This window comes from Micromonospora sp. DT178 (assembly GCF_049841695.1).
Taxonomy (GTDB): Bacteria; Actinomycetota; Actinomycetes; order Mycobacteriales; family Micromonosporaceae; genus Micromonospora.
On sequence record NZ_JBNCKV010000019.1, the window covers coordinates 107,904 to 126,933 of the forward strand.

Consider the following 19,030-nt stretch of genomic DNA (forward strand, 5'->3'; position numbering starts at 1 on the left):
TCAGGTGCCCTGCGTCGGGGCGGAGGCGGGCGCCGCCACCGCGTCGGGGACCGGACCCGACCCGGTACGGGCGCCCGGGACCGCATCGCTGGCCGGGACCGGACCAACACCCGGGACCGGACCAGCACCCGGGACCGCCTCGGTGGCCGGGGCGCGGTGGCGGGCCCGCCAGGCCGGCAGGTAGAGCGGCGCGGCGAGGGCCAGCACCACGGCGCCGACCAGCATCGCGGCGCTGACGCTGACCGTGTCGGCGAGCGCGGTCAGCACGATGGCGCCGACCGCGAACCCGGGTTGGCCCATCATCGAGTTCAGCGAGATCACGCTGGTCCGGTAGGGGCCGTCGACCTGCCGGTGCAGCAGCCCCATGTGCAGCGGGTTGGACGCCCCGTGCACGGTGTAGCAGGCGAGGTAGGCGACCAGCACCCCGACCGGCCCGGCCAGCAGGCCCATCCCGACGATGGTCGCGCCCTGCACGATCCGCAGCAGGGCGGCGCTCGGCGCGGCGCCCAGCCACCGCAGCAGCAGCGGGGTGAGCGCCGCGCCGGCCGCCCCGGCGAGCCAGGCCGCCGAGCTGGCGGGCCCCAGCAGCGCCGCCGCCCGGTCCGGGTCGCCGACCACCTCGGCCAGCCGGACCGGCAGGAGCGACTCGAAGGTGACCATTCCGAAGCCCCAGAACAACTCCACGCAGACCAGGGCCAGCAGCACCCGGGACCGGCGCAGCAGCCCGAACGCCTGCCCGACCATCCGGGGCGCCTCGGCGACCGACGCCCGCAGCGCGCCGGCGCCGCTGCCCGGGCGGACCTCGACCAGCAGCACCAACAGGGCGACCAGGGCCGCCGCCTGGAGCGCGATCGCGACCAGCACCGGCACGGTCAGCGCGCTGATGGGCCCGATCGGCCCCAGCGCGACCAGGCCGCCGCCGAGCAGGGCGCCCGCGGCCATGGCGACGCCGACGACGGTGCCGGCGTGGCCGAGGCCCGGTTCGTACTCGGCGTCCGGGTCGGCGGCGAGCGTGGCGTCGACGTACCAGGACTCCATCGGGCCGCTGTCGAGCGCCCGGAATACCCCCTGCAACGCCCAGACCAGGAAGAACAGCGCGAACGAGTCGGCCACGGCGAAGAGCGCGAGCGAGCCGAGGTTGACCAGCCAGGCCACCACCAGCACCGGGCGGCGCCCGAGGGCGTCGGCGAGGCCGCCGGTGGGCAGCTCCAGGGCCAGCACGACGAGGCCCTGGGCGACCGTCACCAGGCCGATCTGCGACAGCGTCAGGCCGCGCTCCTGCATGAGCAGGATCATCACCGGGACCATCAGGCCGGTGGGCAGCCAGCGCAGCCCGTGCAGCACCAGGAAGCGGCGCCGGACCTGGCGTACGGACAGCGCGCTCACCGCCCCTCCTCCACCCGGGGGAAGGCGGCCAGGAAGAAGAGCACCGACTCCGCTTCCGGCTCGTCGGCCACCGGTTCGTCGCGGTAGCGCTGGAGCAGCTGCCACACCTCGTCGTTGAGGGCCCGCAGGCGTGCCGGGCCGAGCCTCAGCAGCACATCGCTCATCCCGGCGGCGTCGCGCCACTGCCGGGAGTAGCCGTGTGCGACGGCCATCCAGCGCTCGGCCTGCTCGGCCAGCAGCCGCACCTGGTCGGCCTGGATCCACTGCACCGCCGCCCGGGCGTCCGGGTCGTCGTCGAAGTCGGTCGGCTCCAAGTTGCTGATGTCGTGCGCCGCCCGCCACCACCGCTGCCGGCCGGTGCCCCGGTCGGGGTCCTCCGTCACCAGTCCCACCTCGGCGAGCTGGCGCAGGTGGTAGCTGGTCGCCCCGGTGTTGGTGTCCAGCTTCCCGGCCAGCGTGGTCGCGGTGGCGGGACCGTCCACGCGCAGCGTGCCGAGCAGCCGCATCCGCAGCGGATGGGCGAGGGTGCGCACCTGCCGGGCGTCCAGGCGGACGGTACGCGGGGCGGTGGGTCGCTCGTTCTCCATGGATGCACAATAGCTGTGCACAGTTTCCCTGCACAATAGTTATGCATAGAAACTGTGCGTCATCGGCACGGGGCCCGGGCGGGTCAGGGGGTCAGTAGTTCACGCACTCCGCGCAGGCGGGTGCGGAGCAGTCCGGCGGCACGGGTGGAGTCGAGGCGCACCTCGGCCGGACGGAGCACGCCGGCGGCGGCGCCGGCGGTGGTTTTCATGCCGGCCGGGTCGATGCCGGTGTGCGCGGCGACCAGCAGGCCCAGTTCCGCGCGGCTGACCGCGTCCGGACCGGCCACGTTGAGCGGGCCGGCGTAGTCGGTGCCGAGCAGTTCCAGCACGGCGGCGGCCAGGTCGGTGACGTCGATCGGACAGCGCAGTTCGTCGGTGAACAGGCTCGCCCGGCCGGCGAGCGCGTCGCGGCAGAGCTGGATCTGCTTGCTCCCCTCCCCGACGATCAGGGAGGTACGCACCAGCGCCGCGCCCGGGTCGAGGACGCGCACCGCCGTCTCGGCCGCCGCCTTGGCCGCCCCGTACGGGAACACCGGGCTGGGTGGCTCGTCGTCGCCGTACGGCTCGGGGCGTCCGGCGTGCAGCGCGTCGCTGGAGATGTGCACCAGCCGGGCTCCCGCCTCGGCGGCGGCGTACGCGACGTGGGCGGCCCCGTCGGCGGTCACCGCCCAGTCGCCGTACCGGTAGGGGGTGCCGACCACGGCTTCGGGGCGGACGCGGGCGACCAGCTCGCGCACGGCGGCCCGGTCCGTCACGTCGAGCCGGCGCGTCTCGACGCCCGGCACCTCGACCCGGCCCGAGTGGTACGTCCCCACCACCCGCTCCCCCGCCGGCAGACCTCGCCGCCGAGGTACCCGCTGGCTCCCACCACGAGCAGCGTCATGTCCGTCCCCTCCGCACTGCACTCCCACGGACGATCAAGAGGTTTGCGTCATGTCGTCGCGCAGATCATGACGCAAACCTCTTGATCGACACACGAGCGCGAGCCGGGGCGGGCCCGGGAGCCCGGGCCCGGGCCCGGGAGGCGTCGGTCAGGTGGGGTCGGCGACCGGGGCGGCCGGGCCGGCCGTGCCGGTGTGCGGCGCCGCCGCGGCCTTCGGCTTGGCGTCGATGCCGGCCTCGGCGCGCTGCTGGCCGGTGATCGGCGTCGGCGCGCCGGTCAGCGGGTCGAAGCCACCCCGGGTCTTCGGGAAGGCGATCACCTCGCGGATCGAGTCCGCGCCGGCGAGCAGCATGCAGACCCGGTCCCAGCCGAACGCGATGCCGCCGTGCGGCGGGGCGCCGTACTTGAACGCCTCCAGCAGGAAGCCGAACTTGTCCTGCGCCTCCTCGGGAGTGATGCCGAGCAGGTCGAAGACCCGCTTCTGCACGTCGCCCCGGTGGATACGGATGGAGCCGCCGCCGATCTCGTTGCCGTTGCAGACGATGTCGTACGCGTACGCCAGCGCCCGGTCCGGCGCCTCCTCGAACCGGTCGACCCACTCGGCGTTCGGCGAGGTGAACGGGTGGTGCACGGCCGTCCAGCCGCCCTCGTCCGTACGCTCGAACATGGGCGCGTCGACCACCCAGCAGAACGCCCAGGCGCTCTCGTCGACCAGCCCGGCGCGCTTGGCGATCTCGATGCGGGCCGCGCCCAACAGCTCCTGCGCCTCGCGGGTGTTCGTGCTGGCCGCGAAGAAGACCGCGTCGCCCGGCTTCGCGCCGACCGCGTCGGCGAGCCCGCCCAGGTGCTCGGCGGAGAGGTTCTTCGCCACCGGCCCGCGCGCCTCGCCGGTCTCGGCGTCGAGCACCACGTACGCCAGGCCGCGCGCGCCGCGCGCCTTGGCCCAGTCCTGCCAGCCGTCGAGTTCCTTGCGACTCTGCGACGCGCCGCCGGGCATGACGACCGCGCCAACGTAGCCGCCCGCGTCGATCGCGCCGGCGAAGACCCGGAACTCGGTGCCGCGCAGGTAGTCGGTCAGCTCGGTCAGCTCGACGCCGTAGCGCAGGTCGGGCTTGTCGGAGCCGTAGCGGGCCATCGCGTCGTGCCAGGTGATGCGCGGGATCGGCCGGGAGATCTCGTGGCCGGCCAGGTCCTTCCACAGCGCCGAGACGATCGCCTCACCGAGGTCGATGACGTCGTCCTCGGTGACGAAGGACATCTCGATGTCGAGCTGGGTGAACTCGGGCTGCCGGTCGGCGCGGAAGTCCTCGTCGCGGTAGCAGCGGGCGATCTGGTAGTACCGCTCCATGCCGCCGACCATCAGCAGCTGCTTGAACAGCTGCGGCGACTGCGGCAGCGCGTACCAGCTGCCGGGCTGGAGGCGCACCGGCACCAGGAAGTCGCGCGCGCCCTCCGGCGTGGAGCGGGTCAGCGTCGGGGTCTCGATCTCCAGGAAGTCGCGCTCGTGCAGCACCGTGCGGGCGAGCTGGTTGGCCCGCGAGCGCAGCCGCATCGCCTTCGCCGGGCCGCTGCGGCGCAGGTCGAGGTAGCGGTAGCGCAGCCGGATGTCGTCGCCGGCCTCGACCTGGTCGTCCACCGGCAGGGGCAGCGGCGCCGCCTCGGAGAGCACCTCCAGCTCGGCGGCGGTCACCTCGATCTCGCCGGTCGGCAGCTCCGGGTTCTCGTTGCCCCCGGGGCGGCGGGTCACCTCGCCGGTCACCCGGACGCAGAACTCGTTGCGCAGCGCGTGCGCGTCCTCCTCGCGGAACACCACCTGGACCACGCCGGAGCCGTCGCGCAGGTCGACGAAGATCACGCCGCCGTGGTCGCGCCGGCGGGCCACCCACCCGGCGAGCGTCACCGTGGTGCCGGCGTCCGTCGCGCGCAGGCTGCCGGCGTCATGGGTACGGATCACGACTAGCGTCTCCTCATCTGCGGTACACCGTTACCCCTGGCATTCTGTCAGCCCTCCCCCGCCCCCCGTTGCGGGGTGAGGGAGGCGGGGTCCGGCCGGCGACGCGGGTCCGTTCCCGCCCCTACAGCGGAATGTCCCAGGCCTTCGCGGTCAGCACCACCGTGCCGTCGTCGTTGACGTCGGTGACCTGCACCAGGGCCATCTTCCAGGTGTCGCCGCGCTCCCGGGCCTCGGTCAGGGAGGTCCGGATGCACAGCACCACGCCCTTGCGGGCAGGGATGTTGATGTCCGTGCCGATGGCACCCTTCGCGATCCGCTCGTCGCAGTCCGCGGCGCTGAGCGCCGTGGCGTCGACCTGGGCGCCCCTCGCCCTGCTGGCCAGGTTGAAGTACGACGAGTTCCCACCGCAACGGGCGGTGAACCGCAGTTCCTCGCCGTCGCTGACCCGCACCTCGGGCTTGTCCAGGTCGATGTCCAGGTCTGTGCCGCAGTTGGCCCGCAGCGTGAGGCGCTCGTCGACGTACTTTTCCTTGAACTGGGTCCGCGGGTCGAGCGTCGGCTCGGCGCCCCCGCTGAGGCTCGGCTCCGGCGGCGGCGGCTCCGCCCCGGTCGTCGCCGGTGCCGGAGCGGTCGATGTCTCCGCCGGCTCGTCGGCGCCCGGCCGCTCGTCCACCCGGCCCGCCCCGGCCGCCTGGGCGATGTCCCGGGCGTCGTTGGCCTGGTCGAGCGCCCGCAGCGACAGCACCGTGGCCAGCAGGCCGAGCACGACGGCCAGCGCGGCGGCGCCGACCGCCACCAGGGGCCAGCGGCTGCCTCCGCGCGGCTTCGGCCCGGCCGGGCCGCCCGGGACGGGAGGCGGCGGCAGCGGGGGGCCCTGCTGGTCCGAGGTCATCTCGTGCTCCTCACGTCGGTGGCCGTCCGGCCGCCGTCCGGCGTCGTGCGACGGGTGGCGGCGGGGCACGGGCGCGTATTTATCCCAGAAAGCCGGCAAGATCGCTGTCGGCAACCCGTCACCGTTCGGGAACGCCTCGTCACCGCCGAGTCGGGATAATGAACCGCCCCTCGATCTTGCGCAGGTGAATCCCCATGACCGAGCCGTCGACCGGCACGGACTCCCCCCGCCGGCGCGGTCTGACGCCCGGCGAGAAGACCGGTGCGTCGATCGGTCTGGCCAGCCTGCTCGTCGCCGTGCTCGCCTGGCAGTGGCCCCGGCAGGGTCAGGACGCGCGGCCCACCCCGCCGCCGAGTCCGTCCCGGGTGTCTACTAGCGCCACCGCGCCGGTCACCACCCCGGCCACCACCGGCAGCGTCGAGCCGGGCCGGACGTACCTCGACGCGCTGACGCCCGAGACCGGCGCCGGCTACCTGCGCCCGCTGCCGCGCACGTTCGCCGGCCGGACCGACCTGCCGCACCCGGTCGCGCTCTCCTGCCCGACCAACGACGGCGAGGACCGCAGCCGCTCGGTCAGCTACCCGCTGAAGCGGCGCTACCTCGACTTCTCGGCCACCTTCCGGGCCTGGTACCCGCCGGGGCAGGACCCGGAGTCGGCCGTACGGATCAGCGCCGTGGTGACCATCCGGCAGCCCGACGACAGCCTGACCCGGCAGCCCGGGCCGGGCCGGACGACCACCATGTCCCGCCCGGCGGAGACGCTCTCCTTCTCCGTGGAGGGGGCCGACCTGCTGACCCTGACCGTGGAGTGCGACCTCGGCGAGGGCCTCGCCGTGCTCGGCGACGCCGGGCTGACCCGCTGACCGGCGGCGGCGCGTCGCCGCCGGCGGGCGGCTCCCGACGAAGCCGGGCGTCCCCGCGAGGAAGCCGGACAGCCCCCGCCGGGAAGCCGGGGCGGGGCACGGCGCGGTCAGTCGCGTGGGTCGGCCGGCAGGAGGTGGTTCACCACGATCTCCCCGACGGTCAGCGCCCGGGCCCGCTCCTCGACCCCACGGTCGGCGCCGGTGAGCCGGCCGCCGTGCTGGCGCAGGTGCTCCTCCCAGGAGGGCACCTGGTAGACCTCGACGAAGCCGTCCGCCCGTTCGCCCGTGCGGAACAGGCCCCAGCGCATCGCCCCCGTACGTCGTCGGGACCGCCCCACCAGGCGCATCGCCGCGACGAACTCCGCCTGCCGCTCCGACGGCACCGTGTAGGAGACGGTCACCAGCACCGGCCCGCTGCGCGGGTCCGCGGGCAGCGTCAGGTGCGGCTCGGGCCACCAGACCGCCGGGTCCCGGTCGAGACCACGGGTCTCCCGCAGCGGCCAGAGCGGCACGGTCACCGCGCCGACGGCCATCGTCCCGGCCGCCACGGCGAGCGCCACCACGAGGCTGGTCAGCTCGCCGAGCGCGCCCCAGGCGACCGCGCCGAGCGCCTGCCCGCCGGCGAAGACCATCTGGTAGACCGAGAGGCCGCGGGCGCGTACCCAGCCGGGCAGGAAGAGCTGCATGGCGGCGTTGACGCTCGACAGCACGGTCATCCAGGCCATGCCGGCGGGCACCAGGGCCAGGGCGACCGGCACCGGGCCCGGCGCCAGGGCGAGCACCACCAGGACGGCGGCGTAGACCAGGCCGGCCAGCAGCAGGAGCCGGTTGGTGCTGAGCGCCAGCCGGATCCGGGGCAACACGAGGGCGCCGGCCACCGCGCCGACGCCGAGCGCGGCGAGCAGCACGCCGTACCCGCCCGCGCCCAGGTGCAGGCGGCGGCTCGCGACCAGGGGCAGCAGCGCCCACAGTGCGCTGCCCGGCACCACGAACAGCGCCGCGCGCAGCAGGATCCGGCGGACGACCGGGGAGTGCCGCACGTACCGGCCGCCGGCGCGCAGCGCGGCCGTGAACCGCTCGGGCAGGTCGTCGCCGCCGGTCCGTTCGGGCCGCCAGCGCAGCAGGGCCAGCGCGAAGACGGCGAACGACACCGCGTTGACGGCGAAGACGGTGGCGACGCCGGCCCGGGCGACCAGCACGCCGGCCACCGCAGGTCCGACCGCGCGGGCCAGGTTCACGCTGATCGACCCGAGCGCCGAGGCCGAGACGAGCTGGGAGCGGGGCACCAGCTCGGGGATGACCGCCTGCCAGGCCGGCAGGGTCAGCGCCTGACCGACGCCGAGCGCGAAGGTGAGGGTGAGCAGCAGCGCCGGCGGCATCCGGCCGGCGGCGGTGAGGCCCGTCAGCAGTACGCCGACGGCGGCCAGGAAGCCCTGCACGCCGATCAGCAGCCGGCGGCGGTCGAGGGTGTCCGCCAACGCGCCGGCGGGCAGGGCGAGCAGCAGCACGGGCAGCATGCTGGCGGTCTGCACCAGCGACACCAGGGTCGAGGCGTTGGCCTCGTCGACGAGCAGCCACTGGGCACCGACGGTCTGCATCCAGGTGCCCACGTTGCTGGCCAGCACCGCCAGCCAGAGGCTGCGGAACGCGGCGAGTCGCAGCGGGGCCCAGGCGGACGCGGTGGCGTCGGCGGGCGGGTTCACGGGGGCGCTCACCGACGGGAACGTACCCCGACCTGCCCGCTCCAGTCCGGCGAACCGCTCCGGGCACGCGGACGGGCCGCCGGGATCACCCGGCGGCCCGTTGCGGTGCGATCGATCAGAAGATGCTGACGCCGTAGCGGCTCAGCGCCTCACCGACCGGCTGGAAGTAGGTCGTGCCACCGGTGCGGCAGTTGCCGCTGCCACCGGAGGTCAGACCCAGGGCGATGGTGCCGCTGAACAGCGAGCCGCCGCTGTCGCCCGGCTCGGCGCAGACGTTGGTGCGGATCAGGCCGGAGACCGAGCCCTCGGCGTAGTTCACCGTGGCGTTGAGCGCGGTCACCGAGCCGCTGCGCAGGCCGGTGGTGCTGCCGGAGCGCTGCACCGACTGGCCGACGTAGGCGTTGCCGGCGGCGGTGATGTCCCGGAAGCTGCCGTTGTAGAGGGAGACGTTGCCGGCGGCGTTGGCGGAGTTGTTGTGCCGCACGATGCCGTAGTCGTTGCCCGGGAAGCTGGTGCCGGTGCGGCTGCCCAGCAGGCTGGTCTGGGCGGAGTTGCTGTACCAGCTGGCCGAGATGTTGGTGCAGTGCCCGGCGGTCAGGAAGTAGTAGGTGGTGCCGCTGCGGACGTTGAAGCCGAGCGAGCAGCGACCGCCGCCACCGGCGTAGATGGCCTGGCCGCCGGAGATGCGGGTGCCGAGCACGCCGGCCTCGGCCTCGATCCGGATCGCGCCGTTCATCCGCTCGGCGGCGGCCTTGACGCGCTCCAGCTTGGCGCCGGTGACGGTGCTGTCGACGGAGACGACGACCTGGTTGGTGGCCGGGTCGGTCCACCACGCGGTGCCGGGGATCTTGGCGGAGCGGTCCAGCTCCGAGGTGGCCCGGGCCAGCTCGCTGGCGCCGCGCTTGACGATCTTCGGGGTGGCGCCGGCGGCGCTGACCTGCCGGGCGGCGAGCGCGTCGGTCACGGTGACGACCATCTTGCCGTTGGCGTCGGCGTACGCGCCGGCGGACCGGTCGCCGAGGCGCTCGGCCAGGCCGGCGGCGGCGTCGGGCGAAGCGAACGAGGGTGCGGCCTGGGCGGGCGCGCCGATCAGCGAGCCGGCGACCATGGCGCCGGCCGCGGCGACGACGGCGGCACGACGGAGCGAGGACCTCGTGGGTCGCATGCAACAACCTCCAGAAGGGGGTGACTGACCCGCGCCGGGGCGACACGAGCCGGGAGCAGCCCTGCCGATCTGGGGGTACCGGCCGAGCTCACTGAAGTATTCACATACTTGAGTACGTATGCAAGACCCGACTTTGTCCTTTTCGCCCCGGCTGCCGCGGCCATCGGCCCGAAACATTGTGGACACAGACGTACGTCTATATGCTCCGCCCACCGTCCCACCATCCGGTACGCGCGACCGGGCGACCCATGACGGCACCCTGCTGGTCGACGCGCGTCGCGCCGGCCCCGGCCCCCGGCCGATCCGCTCGCCGCCGGACGGTCAGCCGGCGCGGCGGCGCGCCCCGGGCCCCGGACGCGGCACCACGTCGCGCGGCCGGACGACCTCGTGCCCGCGCTCGCAGTGCAGCTCGACGCGGACCTCGCCGCCACAGTCGCGGTGCGCGACCGTCAACGGTGAGCCCTCCGGGTCGGCCAGGTAGCGGTCCCCCCAGCCGAGGACGGCGACCAGCACCGGCCACAGGTCGAGCCCCATCCCGGTCAGCCGGTACTCGTGGCGCTCCCGGCTGCCGGGCTCACGGTAGGGCTCGCGCCGCAGGACACCCCGCTCCACCAGCATCGCCAGCCGGTTGGTCAGCACCTGCCGGGGGACGCCGGTGCGCACCCGCATGTCGTCGAAGCGGCGGACGCCGTTGAAGACCTCGCGCAGGACGACGAGGGTCCACCGTTCGCCGAGGATCTCCATCGCCCGGGCGATGGTGCAGTTCTCCACCGACCAGTCCAGTGCCGCGGGTCTCATGCGCTCCAGGCTAGGTCTGATTGACAGACTCAGCAACGCGCTGCCAGGCTGAGTCCATGACGCAGACGCAGGATCCGGCGCGCAGCCGCACCTTCTCGTGGTCCGACCCGGGCATCAACGCCGCGCACGTCGGCCGGCGCGGCGGCCTGGAGCTGCTCCGCGCGATGATCGCGGGCGAGCTGGCGGCGCCGCCCATCATGCACCTGGTCGACATGTCCCGGATGGAGGCCGACGAGGGGTGGGTGGCCGTCGAACTCGTCCCGCAGGAGTTCCACTACAACCCACTCGGCACCGTGCACGGCGGGGTCATCTCCACCCTGCTGGACACCGCCGCGGCGTGCGCGGTGCACACCACCCTGCCGGCCGGGGTCGGCTACACCTCGCTGGACCTGAACGTGAAGTTCCTCCGCCCGGTCACCGTCGCGAGCGGCACGCTGCGCTGCGAGGGCACCGTCCTGCAGAGTGGTCGCCGCACGGCCCTGGCGGAGGCGAAGCTGCTCGACGCGAAGGCGCGCCTGGTCGCCCACGCCACCTCGACCTGCCTCCTCTTCCCCCTGGACCCCGCGCCCACCGAGTAGTCGATCATGCAGTTGTGGTGCCGGGATCCCGGTGGTTCAGGCGTTCCGTCCCCCGCCACGACTGCATGATCGACGGTCCTGTCGTCGGGCCGGGATCAGCGGGCGGCCAGGCGGGCGGCGCGGGCGTCGCGCTTCTCCTCGAAGCGGGCGGCGGCGCGCTCCAGGTCGTCGAGGTGCGCCGCGATCTGGTCGCGGGCGGCCTCGCCGTCGGCGTCGAGCCCGGTCACGTTGAACACGTCCCACTGGCGCAGCACCGGCGCCACCACGTCGTCGCGGTGCTGACGCAGGTCGTAGATGCCGGCGAGGGCGATCGCCACGGACTTGCGGGCGAAGCCGTCGATGCCGTTGCCGGGCATCTGGAAGTCGGCCACCACGTCGGCGACCGCCCGCATCGCCTGGCTCGGCGCCAGCTCGAAGGCCCCGGCCAGCAGGTTGCGGTAGAAGACCATGTGCAGGTTCTCGTCGGCCGCGACCCGGGCCAGCAGCGCCTCGCACGCCGGGTCGCCGGTGACCCGACCGGTGTTGCGGTGCGAGATCCGGGTGGCCAGCTCCTGGAACGAGACGTACGCCAGGGAGTGCAGCACCTCGTCGTCGTGGACGTTGGCGTAGCCGGCGGACATGTGCGTCATGCGGGCCCGCTCCAGCGCCACCGGGTCAACCGCCCGGGTGACGGTGAGGTAGTCGCGGATGGCGGTGCCGTGCCGGCCCTCCTCGGCGGTCCACCGGTGCACCCAGGTGCCCCAGGCGCCGTCGCGGCCGAAGAGGGTGGCGATCTCGTGGTGGTACGAGGGCAGGTTGTCCTCGGTCAGCAGGTTGACGATCAGCGCGGTACGGGCCACGTCGGGGATCGTCGAGTCGCTCTCCGCCCACGCCTCGCCGCCCAGCGGCCCGTCGAAGGTGCGCCCCTCGCTCCACGGCACGTACTCGTGCGGGAACCACTCCTTGGCGACGGCCAGGTGCCGGTCGAGGTTCTTCTCGACGACCGGTTCCAGTTCGAGGAGCAGGGCGGTCTGGCTGAGTGCGGTCACGACGATCTCCCTACGGTGGCGTAACTTACGCCACCGTAGGTCCGATCGCGCGTACGCGCCAGTAATGTCTCAGCTGACCAGCGGCCTGAGGTCCGCCCGGGGCGGCGTCCACTCCCCCGCCGCGGCGGCGGCCTGCTCGCCGGAACGGATGTCCTTCACCTCGTCGGCCGCGCCGTCCACCCCGGGGAACCAGACGTACGGGATGCCCCGCCGCTCGGCGTAGCGGATCTGCTTGCCGAACTTCGCCGCGCTCGGCGACACCTCGGTCGGCACGCCCCGCGACCGCAGCGCCTCGGCCACCCGGTTGCTGGCGGCGCGCTGCTCCTCGCTGGTCACCGCGACCAGGACGCAGGTCGGCACGTCCCTCGACACCGACAGCGCGCCGGCGCCGAAGAGCAGCCCCAGCAGCCGGGTCACCCCGATCGAGATGCCCACCCCCGGGAAGCGGGTGGCGCCGGCGCTGGCCAGGTTGTCGTACCGGCCGCCGGAGCAGATCGAGCCGAACCGCTCGTAGCCGACCATCTGCGTCTCGTAGACCGTGCCGGTGTAGTAGTCCAGGCCCCGGGCGATGCGCAGGTCGGCCACGCACAGACCCGGGGAGTGCGCGGCGGCGGTCTCCACCACCCGGACCAGCTCCTCGACGCCCTCGTCGAGCATCGGGTCGCTGACGCCCAGCGCGCGGACGGCGTCGGCGAAGGAGGCGTCCGGGGCGGAGATCTCCGCCAGCGACAGGACCGCCTTGGCCTGCGCCTCGCTCGCCCCGGCGGTCTGCGCCAGCAGTTCGGCCACCTTCGCCGGACCGATCTTGTCGAGCTTGTCCACCGCGCGCAGGGCCGACTCCGGGTCGGTCAGCCCGATGCCCTGGTAGAAGCCCTCGCAGATCTTGCGGTTGTTGACCTGGATCCTCACCGGCGGGATCGGCAGCGAGCGCAGCGCGTCGCCGATCACCAGCGGCATCTCCGCCTCGTGGTGCGGGGCGAGGGTGTCACGGTCGACGATGTCGATGTCGGCCTGGAGGAACTCGCGGTAGCGCCCCTCCTGTGGCCGCTCGCCCCGCCACACCTTCTGGATCTGGTAGCGGCGGAACGGGAACTGAAGCTTGCCGGCGTTCTCCAGCACGTAGCGGGCGAACGGCACGGTCAGGTCGAAGTGCAGGCCGAGCGCGTCGTCGCCGGCCGGGCCGTCGGCGTCGGCGTCGGCCTGAAGCCGCCGGATCAGGTAGACCTCCTTGGAGGTCTCCCCCTTGCGCAACAGCTGGTCCAGCGGCTCCACCGCGCGGGTCTCCAGCGGGGCGAAGCCGTACAGCTCGAAGGTGTCGCGGATCCTGTCGAGGACGTACTGCTCGATCATCCGCTGCGCGGGCGTCCACTCCGGGAAGCCGGAGATGGGCGTGGGCTTGCTCATGATGCTCCGTTCGCGGTCCCGCGCGGTCGGCGCGGGCGAAGAGTCGGCGCGGCCGGCCACGGCCGCGGGGCGAGAAGTCGGTGCGGCCCGGCTGGAGGCCGCGGGGCGAGAAGTCGGTGCGGCCGGCTAGAGGCCGCGGGCGGGGGCCGCCGGTCGCGCGCCGCCACCCGCCACCTCGAGGAGGTACGGGTTGGTCGCGCGCTCGCGGCCGATGGTGGTCGCGGGGCCGTGGCCGGGCAGCACGACGGTGTCGTCGGCCAGCGGGAGGATCTTGTCCCGGAGGCTGGTGACCATCCTCGTCATGCTGCCGCCCGGCAGGTCGGTGCGGCCGATCGAGCCGGCGAACAGGACGTCGCCCGAGAGGCAGAGCTGCTCCGCCTCCCACGACGAGCCGGCGGCCGGCAGTCGGAAGAGCACCGACCCGCCGGTATGGCCCGGGGCGTGGTCGACGGTGATCTCCAACCCGGCGAGGGCGAGCGTGGCGCCGTCGGTCAGCTCGGCGACGTCCTCCGGCTCGGTGTACGGCAGCCGCCCACCGAAGAGCGAGGTGAGATCCGCCGACAGCCCCTTGGCCGGGTCGGCGAGCATCTCCCGGTCGCCCGGGTGCACGTACGCGGTGATGCCGCGTGCGCCGCAGACCGGCGCCACCGAGAACGTGTGGTCGAGGTGGCCGTGGGTGAGCAGGACGGCGGCCGGGTGCAGCCGATGCTCGGCCAGCAGGGCGTCGAGCCGGTCGAGCACCCCGATGCCGGGATCGACCACCACGCACTGCTCCCCCGGCGCGGCGGCGACCACGTAGCAGTTGGTGCCGAAGGCGTCCGCGGGAAAGCCGGCCACGAGCACGTCCGCTCCCCTTCCGTCGAGCTTGTTCCCCGTCTGCAGCCTATCGGGCGGGTCGAGGAGGTTCTGCGCGTGCGTCCGAGGCGTCCCGCGTGGCGCCGATCGCGTGGCGCGGGCGGCGACGATCGCGTGCGTCCCGTGGGCCCGACCGGGCCCAGTGACGCGTCCCGATAAACCCGGCCCGGACCTCGTACACCACTTTCCCAGTCGGTAGCCGTACACTCTGGCGGGCGTGTGGCGTGGCGCACCCGCCGTCGAACGGGCGCAGGACGCCCGACCACCGGTGACGACCAGGGTAGAGGAAGGGGAGCACGGGTGGCTTCCAGCAGGGACCGGCAGCGCAAACTGGCGCGCGCCAAGCTCGACCGGCAACTCGCCCGCCGGGCCGCCGCCGTCAAACGCCGTCGGCAGATCCAGGCCGGCGTCGGCGTCGCCGTCGTCCTCGCGCTGATCGTGGCCGGCTCGGCGTGGGCGCTGGGCGCCTTCGACGACGAGCCGAAGGAGAACACGGCCGCCGAGGACGTCTGCCTGTGGACGCCGCAGGACGCCACCGCGAACACCAACCTCAAGGATGTCGGCACCCCGGCCACCCAGGGACTGCCCACCGACGGCGTACGCCCGATGACGGTCACCACCAACCAGGGTGCGCCGATCACCGTCGAGCTGGACCTGGCCGGCGCCCCGTGCGCGGCGGCGAGCATCGCCCACCTGGCCAGCCGGTCGTTCTACGACAACACCAAGTGCCACGAGATCACCGCCGAGGGCGCGGTGCGCTGCGGCGACCCGAGCGGCACCGGGCTCGGCGGCCCCACCTACTCGTTCTACGACGAGAACGTCCCCACCGCGCCGTCGCCGTCAGCGAGCCCCACGGCGGGCCAGCCCGCGACCTACCCGAAGGGCACGGTCGCGATGATCGCCAACCCGCCGGGCGCCAACGGCAGCCAGTTCCTGATGTTCTTCAAGGACTTCACGACGGCCGACCCGAAGTACCCGATCATCGGCCGGGTCACCGGTGGGATCGACGTGGTGGCGAAGATCGGTGCCAAGCCGACCGTGGACAATGGGACGGGAGCCAAGGTCAAGCCCAAGGACGACGACGTGGTCGTGCAGAGCCTGACCGTCGGTGAGCCCGTGACGCAGGGGACCTCGGCACCGGCGCCGTCCGCCTCGGGCGCTCCGGCGGCCAGCCCGAGCGCCGGCTGACCCGGCCGCCCCACCAACCTCAGCGGCACCGACCGCGCCACCCGACAGCCCAGGAGGATCCAGGCGTGACGTCCACCAGAGAGCGGCAGCGCGCGGCGGCGCGCGCCCGGCTCGAGAAGGAGATGGCCGAGCGCGCGGCCAGGGCCCGCAAGCGCCGGCAGACCCAGGCGATCGTGGGGGCCGCTTCGGTCCTGGTCCTCGTCGTCGCCGGCACGGTCTGGCTCGTCACCACCCTCGGCGACGACGACAAGACCGACACCGCCGGCCCGGCGGCCGGCAACGTGCAGTGCGCCTGGACCGAGGTCCCCACCGACCAGCGGTCCCCGCAGATCAAGGACGTCGGGCTGCCGGCCGTGCAGCAGTCGAACACCGGCACCCAGACGATGACGATCGACACCAACCTGGGCCCGATCACCGCCACGATCGACCGTACGGCGGTGCCCTGCACCGCGGGCAGCTTCACCCACCTGGCGGAGAAGAACTTCTTCGACAACAGCAAGTGCCACCGGCTGGTGACCGAGGGCATCAAGGTGCTCCAGTGCGGCGACCCGAGCGCGACGGGCAAGGGCTGGCGGCAGACCGACGGCACCGGCGGCCCGAGCTACCGGCTCGCCGAGGAGAACCTGCCCACCGACAAGCGGCCCCCGTACCCGGAGGGCGTGATCGCGATGGCCAACTCGGGCCAGCCGGGCAGCACGGGCAGCCAGTTCTTCATCGTCTACGGCGATTCGCCGCTGGACCCGAACTACACCGTCCTGGGCACCATCACCGGCGGCATGGACCTCGTGAAGCAGGTCGCGGCGGCCGGCGACGACAAGGCGTTCGCGAAGCAGGCCGGCGGCGGCCACCCGAAGAAGGAAGTCACCATCAACAAGCTCACCATGAGCGCCCCCCAGGGCTGACCCACACCCAGCCGTACGACGAGCGCCCGCCGGCCCCGCCGGCGGGCGCTCGTCTGTCCCCACCCCGGCCCACCACCCCAACCCGCTCTCCCCGGCCCACCCCCGGCCCGCCCCGGCGATCATGAGGTTGGCGGCGATCTCGATCTACCTGGCTGCCGCCAACCTCATGATCGCCGGGGTGCAGGGGGGGTGCAGGGGCGCAGGGACGCGGGGGCGCCGGGTGCAGGGACGCCGGGGTGCAGAGCGGGGCGCCCCGGCTCGGTTGGGCCGGGGCGCGCCGTCGTGCGGAGGATCGGGCGGGGTCAGGCGCCCGAGGTGACGCGGTAGGCGTCGAAGACGCCGTCGACCTTGCGGACCGCCGCCAGCAGGTGGCCCAGGTGCTTCGGGTCCGCCATCTCGAAGCTGAACCGGCTCACCGCCACCCGGTCGCGGGTGGTGGTGACCGTCGCGGAGAGGATGTTCACCCGCTCCTCGGAGAGCACCCGGGTCACGTCGGCGAGCAGCTTGTGCCGGTCCAGCGCCTCGACCTGGATGGCGACCAGGAACGTCGACGCCGAGGTGAGCTTCCAGCTGACCTCGACCACCCGCTCGGCCTGCGCCCGCAGGTCCTCGGCGTTGGCGCAGTCGTCGCGGTGCACGCTGACCCCGCCGGAGCGGGTGACGAAGCCGAAGACCGAGTCCGGCGGCACCGGCGTGCAGCAGCGCGCCAGCTTAATCCATACGTCGCTGACCCCGCGTACGACCACGCCGGGGTCGGCGCTGCTCTGCCGGCTGCGGGGCGGACGGGTGGCGACGGCGGTCTCGGCGATGTCCTCCGCCGCGCCCTCCTCGCCGCCGTACGCAGCCATCAGCTTCTGCACCACCGACTGGGCGGAGACCTGGCTGTCGCCGACCGCCGCGTAGAGCGAGGCCACGTCGGCCAGGTGCAGGTCCCGGGCGATCGCCATCAGCGCGTCGGAGGTGAGCATCCGCTGCAACGGCATGCCCTGCTTGCGCATCGCCTTGACGATCGCGTCCTTGCCGGCCTCGATCGCCTCCTCGCGCCGCTCCTTGTTGAAGTACTGCCGGATCTTCGTACGCGCGCGGGGGCTCTTGACGAAGCCCAGCCAGTCCTGCGTCGGGCCGGCCGTGTCGGACTTCGACGTGAAGATCTCGATCACGTCGCCGTTGGACAGCGTCGACTCCAGCGGCACCAGCTTGCCGTTGACCCGCGCCCCGATGCACTTGTGCCCCACCTCGGTGTGCACCGCGTACGCGAAGTCCACGGGCGTCGAGCCGGTCGGCAGCGGGATGACGTCACCCTTGGGGGTGAAGACGTACACCTCCTGGCTGGACAGGTCGAAGCGCAGCGCGTCGAGGAACTCGCTCGGGTCGGCCGCCTCGCGCTGCCAGTCCAGCAGCTGGCGCAGCCAGGTCATCTCGTCGATGTGCGCGGGCGGGCCGACGATCTGGGTGCCCTTGTGCTCCTTGTACTTCCAGTGCGCGGCGATGCCGAACTCGGCGGTGCGGTGCATCGCGTACGTGCGGATCTGCATCTCCACCGGCTTGCCGGTGGGCCCGATGACCGTCGTGTGCAACGACTGGTACATGTTGAACTTGGGCATCGCGATGTAGTCCTTGAACCGGCCCGGCACCGGCTGCCAGTTGGCGTGGATCACGCCCAGCGCCGCGTAGCAGTCCCGCACCGTGTCGACCAGGATCCGCACCCCGACCAGGTCGTAGATGTCGTTGAAGTCGCGACCCCGCACGATCATCTTCTGGTAGATCGAGTAGAGGTGCTTCGGCCGCCCCGTGGTCTCCGCCTTGATCTTGGCGGCCTTCAGGTCGGTCTGCACCTTCTGGGTGACCTGGCGCAGCAGCGCCTCGCGCTGCGGCTGGTGCTCCCCGATGAGGCGGTTGATCTCCTCGTAGCGCTTCGGGAAGAGCGTGCCGAAGGCCAGGTCCTCCAGCTCCCACTTGATCGTGTTCATACCCAGCCGGTGGGCCAGCGGGGCCAGGATCTCCAGCGTCTCCTTCGCCTTCTGCTCCTGCTTCGGACGGGGCAGGAAGGTGAGGGTACGCATGTTGTGCAGCCGGTCGGCCAGCTTGATCACCAGCACCCGCGGGTCCTTGGCCATCGCGACGACCATCTTGCGGATCGTCTCGGCCTTGGCGGCGTCGCCCAGCTTGACCTTGTCGAGCTTGGTCACCCCGTCGACCAGCAGCGCCACCTCGCCGCCGAAGTCGGCCCGCATCTGGTCGAGGGTGTATTCCGTGTCCTCGATGGTGTCGTGCAGGAGCGCGGCGACCAGGGTCGTGGTGTCCATGCCCAGGTTGGCCAGGATCGTGGCGACCGCGAGCGGGTGGGTGATGTAGGGGTCGCCGGACTTGCGGTACTGCCCGGAGTGCCAGCGGGCCGCCGTGTCGAAGGCGCGCTGGAGCAGCCGCGCGTCCGCCTTGGGGTGGGCGTCCCGGTGGGTCGAGATCAGCGGCTCCAGCACCTCGCTTACCTGCGAGGACTGCCACGGCGCGTTGAACCGCGCCAGCCGCGCCCGGACCCTGCGGCCGGTGGGCGCGGTGGAGAGCGCGAAACCGGCGCTCGGCATGTGGTCGCCGACGACGTCGGCGGGGAAGGGAAGCACGACCCCCTCAGTCGCCGCACCCGCGCCGCCGGCCGTCGCGGCCGGCGTGTCGGGGCGTACGGGCTCGGCCGGGACGGCCACGCCGGGGCCCGCCTCCGGGCCCTGCGCGTCACCGTTCCGTGCGGTCACCGAGCCGTCCGCGTCGCCTGTCGGGTACACCGTGCCCTCCACCGGAGGGGCGACATCGTGGGACACCGGCCTCCTCACCGCTCGCCGGGAAGTC

15 protein-coding genes and 1 pseudogene are annotated in these 19,030 nt (G+C 73.3%); 4 read left to right on the forward strand and 12 right to left on the reverse strand.

Features of this window, described 5'->3' with window-relative positions:
* The 5 genes and pseudogenes from ACLQ22_RS27445 to ACLQ22_RS27465 form a co-directional block, all read right to left on the reverse strand.
* Entirely contained in the window at nt 1–1,386 is a 1,386-nt protein-coding gene (locus ACLQ22_RS27445; RefSeq protein ID WP_425694840.1) for an MFS transporter, read from the reverse strand.
* Nucleotides 1,383–1,973: a helix-turn-helix domain-containing protein gene (locus tag ACLQ22_RS27450; RefSeq protein WP_425694841.1), complete on the reverse strand. Its 591-nt coding sequence runs from the start codon at nt 1,971–1,973 to the stop codon at nt 1,383–1,385. The genes ACLQ22_RS27445 and ACLQ22_RS27450 overlap by 4 nt, the downstream gene beginning before the upstream one ends.
* Nucleotides 1,974–2,056: 83 nt before the next feature.
* Nucleotides 2,057–2,856: pseudogene (locus ACLQ22_RS27455) on the reverse strand (sugar nucleotide-binding protein).
* A gap of 148 nt (nt 2,857–3,004) precedes the next feature.
* Complete coding sequence (aspS, locus tag ACLQ22_RS27460) at nt 3,005–4,810, reverse strand: aspartate--tRNA ligase (RefSeq protein WP_425694842.1); 1,806 nt, start codon at nt 4,808–4,810, stop codon at nt 3,005–3,007.
* Nucleotides 4,811–4,931: 121 nt separating this feature from the next.
* Nucleotides 4,932–5,702: a hypothetical protein gene (locus ACLQ22_RS27465; protein ID WP_425694843.1), complete on the reverse strand. Its 771-nt coding sequence runs from the start codon at nt 5,700–5,702 to the stop codon at nt 4,932–4,934.
* A 194-nt stretch (nt 5,703–5,896) separates the two neighbouring features.
* Between ACLQ22_RS27465 and ACLQ22_RS27470 the strand changes: the two genes are divergently transcribed.
* Nucleotides 5,897–6,565, forward strand: coding sequence for a hypothetical protein (locus ACLQ22_RS27470; RefSeq protein WP_425694844.1), 669 nt, complete (start codon nt 5,897–5,899; stop codon nt 6,563–6,565).
* A gap of 107 nt (nt 6,566–6,672) precedes the next feature.
* Here ACLQ22_RS27470 and ACLQ22_RS27475 read toward each other — a convergent pair whose 3' ends face one another.
* The 3 genes from ACLQ22_RS27475 to ACLQ22_RS27485 all read right to left on the reverse strand — a co-directional run bounded on the left by ACLQ22_RS27475 (nt 6,673) and on the right by ACLQ22_RS27485 (nt 10,231).
* Nucleotides 6,673–8,280 carry an MFS transporter gene (locus tag ACLQ22_RS27475; RefSeq protein ID WP_425694845.1) on the reverse strand — a complete coding sequence of 536 codons (1,608 nt, stop codon included), beginning with the start codon at nt 8,278–8,280 and terminating at the stop codon, nt 6,673–6,675.
* 103 nt (nt 8,281–8,383) lie between these two features.
* Nucleotides 8,384–9,433, reverse strand: coding sequence for a S1 family peptidase (locus ACLQ22_RS27480; protein WP_425694846.1), 1,050 nt, complete (start codon nt 9,431–9,433; stop codon nt 8,384–8,386).
* Between the two features lie 321 nt (nt 9,434–9,754).
* Entirely contained in the window at nt 9,755–10,231 is a 477-nt protein-coding gene (locus ACLQ22_RS27485; RefSeq protein WP_425694847.1) for a winged helix-turn-helix transcriptional regulator, read from the reverse strand.
* Between the two features lie 56 nt (nt 10,232–10,287).
* On the opposite strand from ACLQ22_RS27485, the gene ACLQ22_RS27490 reads away from it, so the two are divergent.
* Nucleotides 10,288–10,809 carry a PaaI family thioesterase gene (locus ACLQ22_RS27490; RefSeq protein ID WP_425694848.1) on the forward strand — a complete coding sequence of 174 codons (522 nt, stop codon included), beginning with the start codon at nt 10,288–10,290 and terminating at the stop codon, nt 10,807–10,809.
* A gap of 95 nt (nt 10,810–10,904) precedes the next feature.
* Here the strand turns inward: ACLQ22_RS27490 and ACLQ22_RS27495 are convergent, their stop codons facing one another.
* The 3 genes from ACLQ22_RS27495 to ACLQ22_RS27505 all read right to left on the reverse strand — a co-directional run bounded on the left by ACLQ22_RS27495 (nt 10,905) and on the right by ACLQ22_RS27505 (nt 14,084).
* Complete coding sequence (locus ACLQ22_RS27495) at nt 10,905–11,837, reverse strand: acyl-ACP desaturase (protein ID WP_425694849.1); 933 nt, start codon at nt 11,835–11,837, stop codon at nt 10,905–10,907.
* A 69-nt stretch (nt 11,838–11,906) separates the two neighbouring features.
* On the reverse strand, nt 11,907–13,241 hold the full coding sequence (gene hisS, locus ACLQ22_RS27500; RefSeq protein WP_425694850.1) for a histidine--tRNA ligase: 1,335 nt from the start codon (nt 13,239–13,241) through the stop codon (nt 11,907–11,909).
* Nucleotides 13,242–13,367: 126 nt separating this feature from the next.
* Nucleotides 13,368–14,084 (reverse strand): MBL fold metallo-hydrolase, encoded by a 717-nt coding sequence (locus ACLQ22_RS27505; protein ID WP_425694851.1) that lies wholly within the window; start codon nt 14,082–14,084, stop codon nt 13,368–13,370.
* Between the two features lie 312 nt (nt 14,085–14,396).
* Between ACLQ22_RS27505 and ACLQ22_RS27510 the strand changes: the two genes are divergently transcribed.
* Nucleotides 14,397–15,284, forward strand: a complete 888-nt coding sequence (locus ACLQ22_RS27510; RefSeq protein ID WP_425694852.1) for a peptidylprolyl isomerase — start codon at nt 14,397–14,399, stop codon at nt 15,282–15,284.
* 65 nt (nt 15,285–15,349) lie between these two features.
* On the forward strand, nt 15,350–16,186 hold the full coding sequence (locus tag ACLQ22_RS27515) for a peptidylprolyl isomerase (RefSeq protein WP_425694853.1): 837 nt from the start codon (nt 15,350–15,352) through the stop codon (nt 16,184–16,186).
* Nucleotides 16,187–16,488: 302 nt separating this feature from the next.
* On the opposite strand, the gene ACLQ22_RS27520 is transcribed toward ACLQ22_RS27515, so the two are convergent.
* Nucleotides 16,489–19,002 carry a RelA/SpoT family protein gene (locus ACLQ22_RS27520; RefSeq protein WP_425694854.1) on the reverse strand — a complete coding sequence of 838 codons (2,514 nt, stop codon included), beginning with the start codon at nt 19,000–19,002 and terminating at the stop codon, nt 16,489–16,491.
* Between the last annotated feature and the right edge of the window lie 28 nt (nt 19,003–19,030).

Excerpts from the sequence above, each read along its gene's own strand:
- ACLQ22_RS27450 (WP_425694841.1), bottom strand. The coding sequence starts at position 1,973 with ATGGAGAACGAGCGACCCACCGCCCCGCGTACCGTCCGCCTGGACGCC.
- ACLQ22_RS27465 (WP_425694843.1), bottom strand. The coding sequence starts at position 5,702 with ATGACCTCGGACCAGCAGGGCCCCCCGCTGCCGCCGCCTCCCGTCCCG.
- ACLQ22_RS27470 (WP_425694844.1), top strand. The coding sequence starts at position 5,897 with ATGACCGAGCCGTCGACCGGCACGGACTCCCCCCGCCGGCGCGGTCTG.
- ACLQ22_RS27480 (WP_425694846.1), bottom strand. The coding sequence starts at position 9,433 with ATGCGACCCACGAGGTCCTCGCTCCGTCGTGCCGCCGTCGTCGCCGCG.
- ACLQ22_RS27485 (WP_425694847.1), bottom strand. The coding sequence starts at position 10,231 with ATGAGACCCGCGGCACTGGACTGGTCGGTGGAGAACTGCACCATCGCC.
- ACLQ22_RS27490 (WP_425694848.1), top strand. The coding sequence starts at position 10,288 with ATGACGCAGACGCAGGATCCGGCGCGCAGCCGCACCTTCTCGTGGTCC.
- hisS (WP_425694850.1), bottom strand. The coding sequence starts at position 13,241 with ATGAGCAAGCCCACGCCCATCTCCGGCTTCCCGGAGTGGACGCCCGCG.